Below are 14,338 nucleotides of genomic sequence, written 5' to 3'. Positions count from 1 at the left end.
GCGCTTTCGACCGCATGACGGGCTCGATTCCTGACCGAACGCCACCCCTCCGTGCTCCATTCATGGTTAATGCACATCAAGATGCATATTTTCTTCTCAGCTCCGAAAAAGCCGGGAAAACCGGGGAAAGCCTGCCTCCAAGGCGTAATTCCGTCACTCTGCCGATACTTTGCCGATGGTGTGATCCCGCCCGTCGCCCAGCCGTTCGTCGCATATTCCATGTTTCAGGAGCGCTTTCCCCGGTTATCCCCAAAAATCCCGTTGCCTCCCGGCTATGCTATAGGTAAACCCGTTTCCAACAGAGGGGCAGGCTCACTGTTATCCAGAAATGGTCGGGATGCGGCGCGGGTCGGGTTCCGAAACGGTGGGGCATGCGCGCCATGGGCGAGGTTGGCGTGTCCGAAAGGGGTTTGTATCAGGGAAGTGGCATCGGCCTTGTCGACGACAAGGGCCGTGTCGCCATCCCCAATGCACTCCGCTCCACGCTGGCTCAGAACGCGCCGCGCCCCGACGGAAAGGATGGCGGGACCATCATCATCGCGGTCCACGAAACCGAGCGTTGTCTGATCGCTTATGATCCGGGTTATGTCGCCGTGCTGAAGAAGGAACTCGACGCGCGGACCGAAATGTCGCGCGGGCCCGATGGCCGGATCGATTACAATATCAAGCGCGACCTCGCCAATGGCGAGGCGGTGCCGTTCGACGGGTCGGGCCGGTTCATCATGCCGGGATTTCCCCGCTTTCATGCCGGGATCGCGGGCCATGCCTTTTTCTGGGGCACGTTCGACTATATCGAAATCTGGGACCCCAAGACGCTGGTCGAGACGCCGGGCCTGCCCCCGAAGATGATCTCGGCCGCGCGTTTCCATTGCCAGGAAAAGGGGATCGCGCTGTGAGCGTGACGCCCGACGCGCCCCATATCCCGGTCCTGCTCGACGAAGTGCTCGACGCGCTCGCCATCGCCCCCGGCGAGACGCATGTCGACGGCACGTTCGGCGCGGGCGGCTATACCCGTGCGATGCTGGGGCAGGGGGCGAAGGTCATCGCCTTCGACCGCGATCCCGACGCCATCGCCAATGGCCAGGCGCTGGTCGCCGCCCAGCCGGGGCTGACCCTGGTCCACCGCGAATTTTCGGGTCTGGACCAGGAACTGGCCGCGCCGGTCGACGGCGTCGTGCTCGACATCGGCGTATCCTCGATGCAGCTCGACCAGGCGGAGCGCGGCTTTTCGTTCCAGGGCGACGGCCCGCTCGACATGCGCATGGCGCAGGCCGGCGAATCGGCGGCGGACTTCCTCAACACCGCCGACGAGGCCGCGATCGCCGACGTCCTCTATCATTATGGCGAGGAGCCGCGCTCGCGCCGGGTGGCGCAGGCGATCGTCGCGGCGCGTCCGCTGACCCGCACCGGCGAACTGGCCGCCGTGGTCCGCCGCGCGCTCGGCTATCGCCCGCATGACAAGAAGGACCCGGCGACGCGGACCTTCCAGGCGATCCGCATCCATGTGAATCGGGAGCTGGACGAACTGGCGGACGGTCTGGCGGCGGCGGAGCGGGCGTTGAAGCCCGGTGGGCGGCTGGCGGTCGTGACCTTTCACAGCCTGGAAGATCGCATGGTCAAGCGCTTCTTCCGCGAACGCGCCGGGCAGATGCCGGGCGGCTCGCGCCACCTGCCCGAACAGGCGGCGGCGCGCGCGCCCAGCTTTACCAATGTCGGCAAGGCGATCCGCGCGGGCGAGGTCGAGCTGGCTCGCAATCCGCGCGCGCGATCGGCGACGTTGCGGTTTGCGACACGAACGGAATCGCCCGCCTGGTCGGCGGGACACGGAACGGGTTTGGGACGGGCGCCGGGGGGCGAGTTGGGTCAGGAGTTGGGCGTATGACGGCGGCGTATCGGTTGAAGGGGATCGGTTGGTTCGGGAGCTGCGTCGCGGTCGTCCTGGGCTTTTACCTGGTGTCCTTGCAGGTGGCGGCCGAGCGCAAGAAGCTCGACGACGTCAATGCGCGCATCCGCACCGCCGAGCGCGACATCCGCGCGCTGGAGACCGAGTTCGATACTCGCGCCAATCTGGTCCAGCTGGAAAAGTGGAACGGCGACACGCTGGCGCTGACCGCGCCGGTCGCGGGGCAGTTCGTCGGTGACGAGGCCCAGCTCGCCTCGCTGGACGTGACGCGCGGGCCCGCCGCCGGTGCCGTCCAGACCGCCGCGCTGCTCGTTCCCGCCCAGTCGGTTCCGGTCACCCAGCCGGTCGTGACCACGGCCGCTCCCGCCCAGCTTGCCCCCGCCCAGCTTGCCCCCGCCAAGCCCGTCGCGCCCGCCTCCGTCGTGCGTCTGGCCAAGGTCGAACTGCCCCAGCCGCAGGTGGTGAAGGCCGTAGCCGAGCGGATCGTCGCGCCCAAGGCCGCCAAGACCGCCCCGATCGCCACCGTCCGCACCGCCGCCGCCGTCGCCAAGGTGCGTCCGCAGGCCGTGGCGATGCTCGACCGCCAGCTTCTGTCCGACACGACGCTGGGCGACATCCTGAAGGGGGCCAAGAGCGAATCGCGGCGGCGGCGTTGAGCGTACTCGTCGCCCGTCCCGCCGGAACCCAACGTACCGCCGGCCAGCGCCACGCGCTGGTCGCGACGACGCATATGCGTCTGATGATGCTGATGATGCTGTTCGGCGCGGCGGTGCTCGTCGTGATCGGGCGTCTGATGATGCTGGCGGTGTTCGCGGGGCCCGCCGATGCGGCGGCGCGGACCGCGACGCTGGCCGCGCGCGGCGACATCGTCGACCGCAACGGCGCGCCGCTGGCCCGCACCATCGACAGCTGGACCATCGCGGTCCACCCGAAGAAGCTGATCGGCGATCCGATGGAGATCGCCGCGCGCCTCGCCGCGCTGATGCCCGATCGCGGCGACCAGGCCTGGTTTTACAACCAGCTGACCCGCAAGGCCAATTTCGTCTATCTGCAACGCCGCGCCAGCCCCGCGCTGGTCGAGCAGGTCAATGCGATCGGCGAACCGGGCCTGGTCTTCGATCGCGAGACGCAGCGGCTCTATCCGCAATCCAACCTGGCCGCGCATGCGCTGGGTTTCCTGTCCACCGACGGCCACGGGATGAGCGGGATGGAGCGGGTGCTCGACGAGCGGCTGCTGAACCCCGCCGAGACAGGCAAGCCGGTCGCGCTGTCGCTCGACACGCGGGTGCAGGCGGCGCTGGAGAGCGAACTGGGCCGTGCGATGAACACCTTCTCGGCGCGCGGCGGCGGCGGCATCGTGCTGGACGTGAACACCGGTGAGGTGATCGCGATGGTCTCGCTGCCTACCTTCAACCCCAATCGCGTGGGCATGGCGGGCACCGAGGAACTGCGCAACATCACGACGCAGAGCGTGTTCGAACTGGGTTCGACCTTCAAGCCGATCACCATGGCCACCGCGATGGAGAATGGCGTCGTCACCTCGATGCAGCGGCGCTTCGACGCGACCCATCCGCTCAAGGTCGGCGGCTATACGATCCATGACGAACAAGGCGATCCGAAGCGCTGGCTGAACATGGCCGAGACGCTGATCTACTCCTCCAACATCGCCACCGCGCGTGTCGCCGACGAGATCGGGCCGCAGCGTATGCAGGCGATGTTCAAGAAGCTGGGCTTCGACACCAAGCCCGATATCGAGTTGCGCGAAAAGGGCCGTCCGCTGCTGCCCACCTATTGGGCGCGTACCACGACGATGACGACCGCTTATGGGCATGGCATCGCGGTGACGCCGCTGCACCTCGCATCGGCCTATGCCGCGCTGGTCAATGGCGGCATCTGGCGGCCCGCGACCCTGTTGAAGGTCGCGCCCGGTCATGCGCCGGAGGGGCGGCGCGTGCTGAGCGAGGCGACGAGTGCACGGATGCGCCAGATGCTGCGTCTGGTCGTGATGCGCGGTACGGGCCGCAAGGGCGATGCGCCGGGCTATCGCGTCGGCGGCAAGACTGGTACGGCCGAAGCGGCAGTGGCGGGGGGCTATGATCGCTCGCGCAACGTGGCGACCTTCGCGGCGGCCTTTCCGATGGATGCGCCGCGCTATGTCGTGCTGGCGATGCTCGACTCGCCGAAGGGGACGAAGGAGACGTTCGGGTGGAAGACCGCAGCCTGGAACGCCGCCCCCGTGGTCGGGCGAACGATCACGCGGGTGGGCGCGATGCTGGGCGTCGTGCCGGATGCGAACAAGGACGTCGATGTGTCCGACATCCTGCCGACCTTGTGGCAGGATCCCAAGGCGCCGCCGGTGGATGGACGATGAGGGTGGCGGCATGAAGCTGAACCAGTTGACCGGGCAAGATATGGGCGAGGGCGGTGACGCCCTCGTTTCCGGTTTCGCGATCGACCACCGCAAGGTCGCACCGGGCACCATCTTCGGCGCCTTCCAGGGCGCACGGGTGAACGGCGAGGACTTCATCGCCGATGCGGTGCGCAGCGGCGCGGTCGCGGTCGTCGCGCGGCCCGGCGTGACGGTGGAGGGGGCGGTCCACATCGCCTCGGACGAGCCGCGCGCGGCCTTCGCCCGGCTGGCGGCGGCCTTCTTCGCGCCCTTCCCCGAAACGGCGGTGGCGGTGACGGGGACCAACGGCAAGACCTCGACCGTGGAGATGACGCGCCAGCTCTGGCGGATGGCGGGGCATCACGCCGCCTCGATCGGGACGCTGGGCGTGACCACCGCCGACGAGCGCACCTATACGGGGCTGACCACACCCGATGTCGTGACCTTCCTGTCCAACGTCGCAGGGCTGGCGCGCGAGGGTGTCACCCATCTGGCGTTCGAGGCGTCGAGCCACGGCCTGACCCAGTATCGCACCGAGGGGCTGGAGGTGTCGGCGGCGGCCTTCACCAATTTGTCGCGCGATCATCTGGACTATCATGGCGACATGGGAGCTTATCTGGCGGCCAAGATGCGGCTTTTCTCCGAGGTGTTGTCGCCCACCGGCACGGCGGTCGTCTGGGCCGACGATGTGGAGAGCGGACGCGTCATCGATCTGGCGCGGGCGCGTGGCAACAGGCTGGTGACGGTCGGCGAGCGGGGGTCGACGCTGAAGCTGGTCGAGCGGCATCCGACGCTGCTGGGGCAGGGGCTGGTGATCGAGGACGAGGGGGGCACGATCCACAAGGTCCAGTTGCCGCTGATCGGGGCCTATCAGGCGGCCAATGCGCTGGTTTCGGCGGGGCTGGTGATCGCCACCGGCGGCGATGTCGCAAGGACCATCGCCGATCTCGCCCGGTTGCAGCCGGTGCGCGGGCGGCTGGAGCGCGCCGCCATCGCGCGCAGTGGCGCGCCCATCTATGTCGACTATGCGCATACCCCTGACGCGCTGGAAGCCGCGATCGCGGCGCTCAAGCCCCACGCGGGCGGGCGGCTGATCGTGGTGTTCGGCGCAGGGGGCGACCGCGATGCGGGCAAGCGCGAGGTCATGGGCCAGGTCGCCTCGATGCATGCCGATCGGGTGATCGTGACCGACGACAATCCCCGTACCGAAGACCCCGCCGCGATTCGCGCGCAGGTGATGCGCGGGGCGACCGGCGCGATCGAGATCGGCGACCGCCGCCAGGCCATTGCCGCCGCCATCGCCGAGGCGGGCGAGCAGGATATCGTTCTGATCGCGGGCAAGGGGCATGAACAGGGCCAGATCGTCGGCGACCTCGTCCTGCCCTTCGATGATGTGACCGTCGCGCGGGAGTGCGCGGCATGACGGCCAAGCCCACGACGAAGACGCCCCCGGTGCAGAAGGCCGAAGCCGAACAGCCGGAAACGCCCGTCCGGGTGCGTCCCAAGCTGTCGCTGCATTATGGCGCCAGGACGGCCGAGGAGCGCAAATGACCCTGTGGACCGCGCAGGAGATCGCCCAGGCGACCGGTGGGACCGCGTCCGCCGACTTCGCCGTGTCGGGCGTCGCCTTCGATAGCCGCGAGGTCGGCTCCGGCGACCTGTTCGTCGCGATGCGGGGCGATGCGACCGATGGTCACCGCTTTCTGGACCAGGCCTTTGCGCAAGGGGCGGGGGGGGCGCTGGTCAGCGACGATACCGACCACCCCCATGTTCGCGTCGCCGACAGTTTCCGCGCGCTGGAGGATCTGGGTCGCGCGAGCCGTGCCCGGACCGATGCGACGATCATCGGCGTCACCGGATCGGTCGGCAAGACCAGCGCCAAGGAAGCACTTTACGCCGCGCTGGATCGCGGCTGGCGGGGCGCTGTGCATCGCTCGGTCAAGAGCTACAACAACCATACCGGCGTGCCCTTGAGTCTCGCCCGGATGCCGCGTGACGTGCGGGCGGGCGTGTTCGAGATGGGGATGAACCATGCGGGCGAACTGTCCGCGCTGACCGCGATGGTGCGCCCGCATATCGCCATCGTCACCGCGATCGCGCCCGCGCACACGGAATTCTTCCCCGACGAATCCGCCATCGCCGATGCCAAGGGCGAGATATTCCAGGGGCTTCAGCCCGGCGGCACCGCCATCGTCCCCTATGACAGCCCGCATCGCGACCGCCTGATCGCGGCGGCGCGGCCCCATGCGGACCGCATCGTCACCTTCGGTTTCGATCCCGCCGCCGATGTCCGCGCGGTCGAGGCGATGCGCGGACCGACCGGGGGCAGCTTCGTGACCGCGCGGCTGGGCGAGCGTGATCTGAACTTCACCCTGTCGCAGCCGGGGCAGCATTGGGTTTCCAACGCGCTCGCCGTGCTGGCGGCGGTCGATGCGGCGGGCGGTGACCTGGGGCTGGCCGGGCTGGCGCTGGCCGAACTGGGCGGACTGGCGGGGCGTGGCTTGCGATTCCGGGCCGGCAACGGCGCGCTCGTCATCGACGAAAGCTACAACGCCAATCCCGCCTCGATGCGCGCGACGCTGGCGGTGCTGGCCGAGGAGCCGGGGCGGCATGTCGCGGTGCTGGGCGAGATGCGCGAACTGGGCGAGGACTCCGCCGACTATCATGCGGGGCTGGCCGAACCGATCCTGGCCGCGCGCGTCGAACGGGCGCTGTTGGTCGGCGAGTCGATGGCCCCGCTGGCGGCCGCGCTTGAGGGGCGGGTGGATTTCGTCCATGTGTCCGATGCTAAGGCCGCGCGCGAGGCGCTGGCTTCGATCATGACGCCCGACGATGTGGTGCTGATCAAGGGATCGAACGGAGTGGGGCTGTCGCGCGTGGTGGCGGCTCTTCGTGACGAAACGCGAACGGGCGGGGCGCAAGACTAATGCTGTACTGGATCGCGGAGCATCTGGGCTTTCCGGGGCTTTTCAACCTCATCCGCTATCAGTCGTTCCGCACGGGCGCGACGGTGGCGACCGCGCTTCTGATCGGCCTGATCATTGGCCCGCGCTTCATCGGCTGGCTGCGTGTCCGCCAGGGCAAGGGGCAGCCGATCCGCGCTGACGGGCCGCAGACGCACCTCGCCAAGCGCGGCACGCCGACCATGGGCGGCCTGATGATCCTGACCAGCATGACGCTGTCCATCCTGATCTGGATGAACGTGTTCAACCCGTTCGTCTGGGCGTGTCTGTTCGTGACGCTGGGGTTCGGCGCGATCGGGTTCCTCGACGATTACGACAAGGTCCGAAAGGCCTCCACGGCGGGCGTGTCGGGCAAGACCCGGCTGCTGCTGGAGTTTGCCATTGCGGGTGTCGCGGCGTGGATCATCATGGGGCAGAACGGGCCGCATCTCTACCTGCCCTTCACCTCGCGCATGTATATCGACCTGGGCTATTTCTACCCGCTGTTCGCCGCCTTCACGATCGTCGCGTTCGGCAATGCGGTGAACCTGACCGACGGGCTGGACGGGCTGGCCACCATGCCGGTGATCATCGCCAGCGTCGCGTTCATGGTCATCGTCTATCTGGCGGGCAATGTGAAATTCGCCGATTATCTCGGCATCCCGCATGTGCCGGGGGCGGGGGAACTTGCCATCTTCTGCGGCGCGGTGGTCGGTGCCGGCCTCGCCTTCCTGTGGTTCAACGCGCCCCCGGCGGCGGTGTTCATGGGCGACACGGGCAGCCTGGCGCTGGGCGGCGCGCTCGGCACCATTGCGGTCGTCGCGCATCACGAGATCGTGCTGGGCATCATCGGCGGCCTGTTCGTCGTCGAGGCGATGTCGGTCATCATCCAGGTCTTCTTCTACAAGCGGACCGGCAAGCGCGTGTTCCGCATGGCGCCGATCCACCATCATTTCGAACAGCTCGGCTGGTCGGAGCCGACGGTGGTGATCCGCTTCTGGATCATCGCCTTCGTGCTGGCGCTGGCGGGCCTGTCGACGTTGAAGCTGCGATGATCGTCGCCAGCGACTGGGCGGGAAAACGTTACGCGGTGCTGGGGCTTGCACGCTCCGGCGCCGCGAGCGTTTCGGCGCTGCTGGCGGGCGGGGCGAGCGTGGTGGCGTGGGACAGCGATCCCGCCAAGCGCGAGGCCTTTGCCGCGCACGACCGGCTGGGCGTGGCACCGCTGGAAAATCTGTCGGGCGTCGACGCGCTGGTGGTGTCGCCGGGCGTTCCCCTCAATACCCACCCTCTCGCCGCGAAGGCGCGGGCGGCGGGGGTGCCGGTGATCGGCGACATCGAACTCTTCGCCCAGGCGCGCAAAGACCTGCCGCCGCACAAGGTCGTCGGCATCACCGGCACCAATGGCAAGTCGACCACGACCGCGCTGGTCCACCATATCCTGAAGACGGCGGGTGTGCCGAGCCTGATGGGCGGCAATATCGGCCTGCCGATCCTGGGGCAGGAGCCTCTGCCCGAGGGTGGGGTCTATGTGCTGGAACTGTCCAGCTATCAGATCGACCTGACGCGAGCCCTGGATTGCGACGTGGCGGTGCTGCTCAACATCACGCCCGATCATCTCGATCGCTATGACGGCTTTGCGGGCTATGCCGCGTCCAAGGCGCGGCTGTTCGCGATGCAGTCGGCGGGGCATGTCGCGGTCGTCGGCACGGGCGACGAAGCCTCTGCCAATATCGCGCAAGGTCTGGCCGGACGCACCGATGATCTGTTGGCGATCACGCCCGACACCGTGATCGACCAGAGCCGCTGGCCCGCGCTGCAAGGCCCGCACAACGCCCAGAATGCGCTGGCGGCGATTGCCGTGACCCGCGCGCTGGGCCTCAGCGAAGCCGCGATTGAGGCGGGCCTTGCCAGCTACGCCAGCTTGCCGCACCGGATGCAGCATGTCGCGACCCGGAACGGCGTGGCCTTCGTCAACGATTCCAAGGCGACCAACCCCGAGTCCACTGCGCCCGCGCTGGCCGCATTTCCGCGCGTGCACTGGATCGTCGGCGGCAAGCGCAAGGGCGACGATCTCGACGCCTGCGCCGCGCATCTGGATCATGTCGTCGCGGCCTATACCATCGGTGAGGCGGCACCGTTGTTCTTCGACCTGTTGAAGGACAAGGTGCCCGTGGTCGAGCAATCCGGCACGCTGGAGGCGGCGGTCGCCCATGCGGCGGCGGCGGCGCGGACGGGGGACACGGTGCTGCTGTCGCCCGCCTGTGCCAGCTTCGACCAGTTTCGCGATTATGAAGCGCGGGGCGATGCCTTTCGCGCGGCGGTGGAGGCTCTGGCGTGAACGATCGCACTGCAAAGCCCGGCCCGCGTCCCGGCCTGATCGGATCGATCAAGGGACGTGGCGGGCGTGGCGACCGCTCGCCGCTGGGCACCTGGTTCTGGGATATCGACCGGGTGCTGCTGTTGCTCACCCTGTTCCTGATCGCGATCGGCCTGATCGCGGTCGCCGCCGCCAGCCCGGCCACCGCCATGCGCTATTCCGGCGAGCATCGGAAGTTCGCGCCGCTCTATTATTTCTGGCGACAGGTGATGTGGGTGGGTGTGTCGCTGCCCGTGTTGTTCGTCGTCTCGATGCTGCCGGTCGTCACCGCGCGGCGGATGGCGGTGCTGGGCACGGGGATCCTGATCGCGATCCTGGCGGTCACGCCCTTTGTCGGGGTGGAGATCAATGGCGCGCGGCGCTGGATCGGCTTCGGCATCGCGCAGTTCCAGCCGTCCGAATTCCTGAAGCCGATGTTCATCGTCACCACCGCATGGATATTGTCGCTCAAGGCCAAGGAGCGCGATCTGCCCGCGACGCTCATCACCATGGGGATGACCGGGTTGGTGGCCGGTCTGCTGATGCTGCAACCCGATTTCGGGCAAACCATCGTCTTCTGTATGGTGTGGGCGGCGCTGCTGATGATTTCGGGGACGCCGATGCGCGTTCTGCTGGGGCTGGCGGCGATGGTGCCGGTGGGGCTGACCGCCGCCTATATGTTCTATGGCGTGGCGCGGAGCCGCATCAACGCCTTCCTGTTTCCCGATGTCGATGGCGAGGGCGCGGCCGACCATTTCCAGGTCAATGCCGCGCACAACACGCTGACGGCGGGTGGATGGACCGGCACCGGGCCCGGCGGGGGATCGGCCAAGTTCGGACTGCCCGAGGCGCATACCGACTATATCTTCTCGGTGATCGGCGAAGAGTTCGGGCTGATCGCCTGTTCGATCATCGCGCTGGTTTTCCTGGCGATCGTGGTGCGGGTGTTCGTGAAGCTGCTTGACGAACAGGACGAGTTCAAGCTCTACGCCGCCTCGGGGCTGGCCGTGCAGTTCGGCGCGCAGGCGTTGATCTCGATGGCGGTGAACACGGGGCTGGCCCCGTCCAAGGGGATGACCCTGCCGTTCATCAGCTATGGCGGCTCGTCGATGATCGCGCTGTCGATCGGGATGGGGTTGTTGCTGGCGTTCACCCGGCGCAACCCGTTCCTGACGCGCAGCCCCTATATAGTCAGGTGGAGCGGGCAATGAGCCGTCACTTCGTCCTCGCCGCCGGAGGAACCGGCGGCCATATGGTCCCCGCCGCCGCGCTGGCGGCCGAGCTGACCCGGCGCGGCCACCGGGTCGCGCTGGTATCGGATGCGCGCGGCGTGCGCTTTCCGGGGCTGTTCGAGGATATCCAGACCCATGTCCTGCCCGCCGGGCGTTTTGCGGGCGGGCCGATGGGCTGGGCCAAGGCGTTGCGTGAGATGTGGCGCGGCCGGGCGATGGCGCGCGAACTCTACAAGACCTTCCGCCCCGCTGCCGTCATCGGTTTCGGTGGCTATCCCGCCATGCCCGCGCTGCTGGCGGCGTTCGCGGAAGGCATCCCGACCGCGATCCACGAACAGAATGCCGTGCTGGGCCGGGTGAACCGGCTGGTCGCGGGCAAGGTCGATGCGATCGCGCTATCCTATGAGGATACGCAGCGGCTGAGCGCCAAACATGCCGACAAGACGCGGCTGATCGGCAATCCGGTGCGCGATCAGGTGCTGGCGCTTCGTGCACGCCCCTATCCGCTGCTGGAGGAGGACGGCATCTTCCGCGTCCTCGTGACCGGCGGCAGCCAGGGGGCGAGCATCTTGTCCAAGGTGGTGCCCGACGGCCTCGCCATGTTGCCCATCACCTTCCGGCGGCGGTTGCAGGTGACGCATCAGGCGCGGATCGAGGATATCGACGAAGTCCGCGCCAAATATGCCGAGCATGAGATTCCGGCCGAACTCGCCACCTATCTCCCCGATCTGCCCGAGCAACTGGCCTGGGCGCATCTGGTGATTGCGCGGGCGGGGGCTTCGACGCTGGCAGAATTGACGGTGGCGGGACGGCCCGCGATCCTCGTGCCGCTGCCCTCCGCGACCGACGATCACCAGACGGTGAACGCGCGCGAGATGACCCGGGCGGGCGGCGCGCGGACGATCGCGCAGAAGGATTTCACGCCCGTCGAACTCGCCAAGCAGATGCAGAAGCTGGGCCTCGACCCGGCGGCGCTGGAGAATGCGGCGGGACGCGCGCGCGGCTGCGGACGGCCCGAGGCGGCGAGCGACCTCGCCGATCTGGTCGAGAGTCTGGATGCGCCGCGCATGGTCTTGCCGGTCGGGACGGCACGAAAGGGACAGAATTTGGCGGGAGCAGGCGCATGAAGGGCGTCGCCACGGATATCGGCACGATCCACTTCGTCGGCATCGGCGGCATCGGCATGTCGGGCATTGCCGAGGTGATGAAGAATCTCGGCTACCGCGTCCAAGGCTCCGATGTGGCCGAGGGCTATGTCGTGCAGGGCCTGCGCGACAAGGGCATTCCGGTCGCGATCGGCCATGCCGCCGACAATCTGGGCGATGCGGCGGTGGTCGTCACCTCGACCGCGATCACCCGGTCCAACCCCGAAGTCGAAGCCGCGCTGGAACGCCGCATCCCCGTGGTGCGCCGGGCCGAGATGCTGGCCGAGTTGATGCGGCTCAAGTCCACCGTCGCGGTGGCGGGCACGCATGGCAAGACCACGACCACCTCGATGGTCGCGGCGCTGCTGGATGCGGGCGGGGTGGACCCGACCGTCATCAACGGCGGCATCATCAACAGCTATGGCTCCAACGCGCGTCTGGGTGCGAGCGACTGGATGGTGGTCGAGGCGGACGAGAGCGACGGCAGCTTCCTGCGGCTGGACGGCACGATCGCGGTCGTCACCAATATCGACCCTGAGCATCTGGACCATTACGGCTCGTTCGACCGGGTGAAGGACGCCTTTGTCGAGTTCGTCGAGAATGTGCCCTTCTACGGCGCGGCTTTGCTCTGCCTCGACCATCCCGAGGTTCAGAATATCCTGCCGCGCGTTCGCGACCGGCGTGTCGTGACCTATGGCTTTTCCGCGCAGGCGGACGTGCGCGGCGTCAACGTCACGCCCATCCCCGGCGGCAACCGGTTCGAGGCGATCATCCGTCACCGCGACGGCACGGTTCGCTCGATCGAGGGGATCGAACTGCCCATGCCCGGCCGCCACAATGTCCAGAACGCGCTGGCCGCTATCGGCGTGGCGCTGGAACTGGGCATCGACGATGCGACCATCCAGCAGGGCTTCGGCCAGTTCGGCGGGGTCAAGCGCCGCTTCACCAAGGTCGGCGAGATCGCGGTGGACGGCGGCACGGCAACCGTCATCGACGATTACGGCCACCACCCGGTCGAAATCCGCGCGGTGCTGGCCGCCGCCCGCGAAGGCGCGCGCGGTCGCGTGATCGCGGTGGTGCAGCCGCATCGCTACACCCGGCTCGGCAATTTGATGGAGGAGTTCCAGACCGCCTTCAACGACGCCGACCGCGTGCTGGTGACGCCGGTCTATGCGGCGGGCGAACAGCCGATCGAGGGTGTCGATGCCGATGCGCTGGTCGAGGGGCTGAAGCGGCGCGGGCACCGCTCGACCGCAACGGTCGCCGACGCCGATACGCTGGCCGAGGAACTGGCGGGGTCGATCCGCGCGGACGACATGGTCGTGTGCCTGGGCGCGGGCGACATCACCAAATGGGCGGCGGGCCTGGCAAGCGCCATCGAGGCGCGCCGATGACCTTGCCCGACACCGCCGGCCGATTGACCCCGGACGCGCCGCTGGCGCCGCTCGTGTGGTTCAAGGCGGGCGGACCGGCCGAATATCTGCTCGAGCCCAGGGACGTGGACGACCTGTCGGCGTTCCTGAAGAGGCTGGGAGCCGACGTGCCCGTCATGGCGCTGGGCCTCGGTTCCAACCTGATCGTGCGGGACGGCGGCGTGCCGGGTGTCGTCGTGCGGCTGGGCAAGCCCTTTTCCTATGCGCGGGCGGGGGAAGGGCACCTCGTCACCTGCGGCGGCGGGACTTCGGGCATTCTGGCGTCATCCAATGCGCGCGATGCGGGGATCGGTGGGCTGGAGTTTCTGCGTTCGATCCCCGGTACGGTCGGCGGGTTCGTGCGGATGAATGGCGGGGCCTATGGGCGTGAGGTGGCCGATGTGCTGGTGTCCGCCACCGTCGTTCGCCGGGACGGCACGGTCGAGACGCTGGGCGTCGCCGATCTCGACTATAGCTATCGCCACTCCAACCTGACCGACGGGACGGTGGTGGTCGAGGCGGTCTTCCGGGGCCATGCCGCCGAACCGCAAGTGATCCAGGCCGAGATGGACCGAATCGCCGCCGCGCGCGAGGCGTCGCAGCCGTTGCGCTCGAAGACCGGCGGTTCGACCTTCAAGAACCCCGAGGGGCACAAGGCCTGGGCCTTGGTCGATGCGGCGGGCTGTCGCGGGCTGACGCTGGGCGATGCGCAGGTGTCGGAGAAACATTGTAATTTCCTCCTCAATCTGGGCAACGCCACGGCGGCGGAGATCGAGGCGCTGGGCGAGGAAGTGCGGGACAAGGTAAAGGCCCAGTCGGGCGTGACGCTCGAATGGGAAATCCAGCGCGTCGGAGTGGCGAAGTGAGCGCCGCTTCCCCATTCCTCCCCATCTTCGATGGGGAGGGGGACCGCGGCGAAGCGGTGGTGGAGGGGCGAGGGGCTTGCCCCTCCACCA

13 protein-coding genes are annotated in these 14,338 nt (G+C 68.0%); all 13 read left to right on the top strand.

The window, feature by feature from the left end; translation table 11 throughout:
- Positions 1 to 371: 371 nt before the first annotated feature.
- Genes SM191_RS10685 through murB form a run of 13 tightly spaced genes read left to right on the top strand, consistent with a single transcriptional unit; the run spans position 372 to position 14,248 of the window.
- The gene (locus SM191_RS10685; RefSeq protein WP_341506185.1) at positions 372 to 896 is read left to right on the top strand and encodes a division/cell wall cluster transcriptional repressor MraZ; all 525 of its coding nucleotides are present in this window, start codon (positions 372 to 374) and stop codon (positions 894 to 896) included.
- The gene (gene rsmH / locus SM191_RS10680; protein ID WP_445949844.1) at positions 893 to 1,882 is read left to right on the top strand and encodes a 16S rRNA (cytosine(1402)-N(4))-methyltransferase RsmH; all 990 of its coding nucleotides are present in this window, start codon (positions 893 to 895) and stop codon (positions 1,880 to 1,882) included. The genes SM191_RS10685 and rsmH overlap by 4 nt, the downstream gene beginning before the upstream one ends.
- Entirely contained in the window at positions 1,879 to 2,559 is a 681-nt protein-coding gene (locus SM191_RS10675) for a hypothetical protein (protein ID WP_341506184.1), read from the top strand. Before rsmH ends, SM191_RS10675 begins: the two co-directional genes overlap by 4 nt.
- Complete coding sequence (locus tag SM191_RS10670) at positions 2,556 to 4,274, top strand: peptidoglycan D,D-transpeptidase FtsI family protein (protein ID WP_341506183.1); 1,719 nt, start codon at positions 2,556 to 2,558, stop codon at positions 4,272 to 4,274. Before SM191_RS10675 ends, SM191_RS10670 begins: the two co-directional genes overlap by 4 nt.
- Positions 4,275 to 4,284: 10 nt before the next feature.
- Positions 4,285 to 5,715 (top strand): UDP-N-acetylmuramoyl-L-alanyl-D-glutamate--2,6-diaminopimelate ligase, encoded by a 1,431-nt coding sequence (locus tag SM191_RS10665; RefSeq protein WP_341506225.1) that lies wholly within the window; start codon positions 4,285 to 4,287, stop codon positions 5,713 to 5,715.
- Positions 5,712 to 5,843: a hypothetical protein gene (locus SM191_RS10660; protein WP_341506182.1), complete on the top strand. Its 132-nt coding sequence runs from the start codon at positions 5,712 to 5,714 to the stop codon at positions 5,841 to 5,843. The genes SM191_RS10665 and SM191_RS10660 overlap by 4 nt, the downstream gene beginning before the upstream one ends.
- Positions 5,840 to 7,219 (top strand): UDP-N-acetylmuramoyl-tripeptide--D-alanyl-D-alanine ligase, encoded by a 1,380-nt coding sequence (locus SM191_RS10655; protein ID WP_341506181.1) that lies wholly within the window; start codon positions 5,840 to 5,842, stop codon positions 7,217 to 7,219. The genes SM191_RS10660 and SM191_RS10655 overlap by 4 nt, the downstream gene beginning before the upstream one ends.
- Positions 7,219 to 8,289, top strand: a complete 1,071-nt coding sequence (mraY, locus tag SM191_RS10650) for a phospho-N-acetylmuramoyl-pentapeptide-transferase (protein ID WP_341506180.1) — start codon at positions 7,219 to 7,221, stop codon at positions 8,287 to 8,289. The genes SM191_RS10655 and mraY overlap by 1 nt, the downstream gene beginning before the upstream one ends.
- Entirely contained in the window at positions 8,286 to 9,575 is a 1,290-nt protein-coding gene (gene murD, locus SM191_RS10645) for a UDP-N-acetylmuramoyl-L-alanine--D-glutamate ligase (RefSeq protein WP_341506179.1), read from the top strand. The genes mraY and murD overlap by 4 nt, the downstream gene beginning before the upstream one ends.
- Entirely contained in the window at positions 9,572 to 10,804 is a 1,233-nt protein-coding gene (locus SM191_RS10640) for an FtsW/RodA/SpoVE family cell cycle protein (protein ID WP_373461741.1), read from the top strand. The genes murD and SM191_RS10640 overlap by 4 nt, the downstream gene beginning before the upstream one ends.
- Positions 10,801 to 11,952: an undecaprenyldiphospho-muramoylpentapeptide beta-N-acetylglucosaminyltransferase gene (gene murG / locus SM191_RS10635; RefSeq protein WP_341506178.1), complete on the top strand. Its 1,152-nt coding sequence runs from the start codon at positions 10,801 to 10,803 to the stop codon at positions 11,950 to 11,952. The genes SM191_RS10640 and murG overlap by 4 nt, the downstream gene beginning before the upstream one ends.
- A complete protein-coding gene (gene murC / locus SM191_RS10630) occupies positions 11,949 to 13,364 on the top strand; it encodes a UDP-N-acetylmuramate--L-alanine ligase (RefSeq protein WP_341506177.1) in 1,416 nt (471 codons plus the stop codon). Before murG ends, murC begins: the two co-directional genes overlap by 4 nt.
- Positions 13,361 to 14,248 carry a UDP-N-acetylmuramate dehydrogenase gene (gene murB / locus SM191_RS10625; RefSeq protein ID WP_341506176.1) on the top strand — a complete coding sequence of 296 codons (888 nt, stop codon included), beginning with the start codon at positions 13,361 to 13,363 and terminating at the stop codon, positions 14,246 to 14,248. Before murC ends, murB begins: the two co-directional genes overlap by 4 nt.
- Positions 14,249 to 14,338 lie beyond the last annotated feature (90 nt).

Origin of the sequence: Sphingomonas sp. 2378 (genome assembly GCF_038084995.1) — a bacterium.
Taxonomy (GTDB): domain Bacteria; phylum Pseudomonadota; class Alphaproteobacteria; order Sphingomonadales; family Sphingomonadaceae; genus Sphingomonas.
The sequence above is the reverse complement of the archived record's forward strand: the minus strand, read 5'-3'. Positions and strand labels throughout refer to the sequence as shown.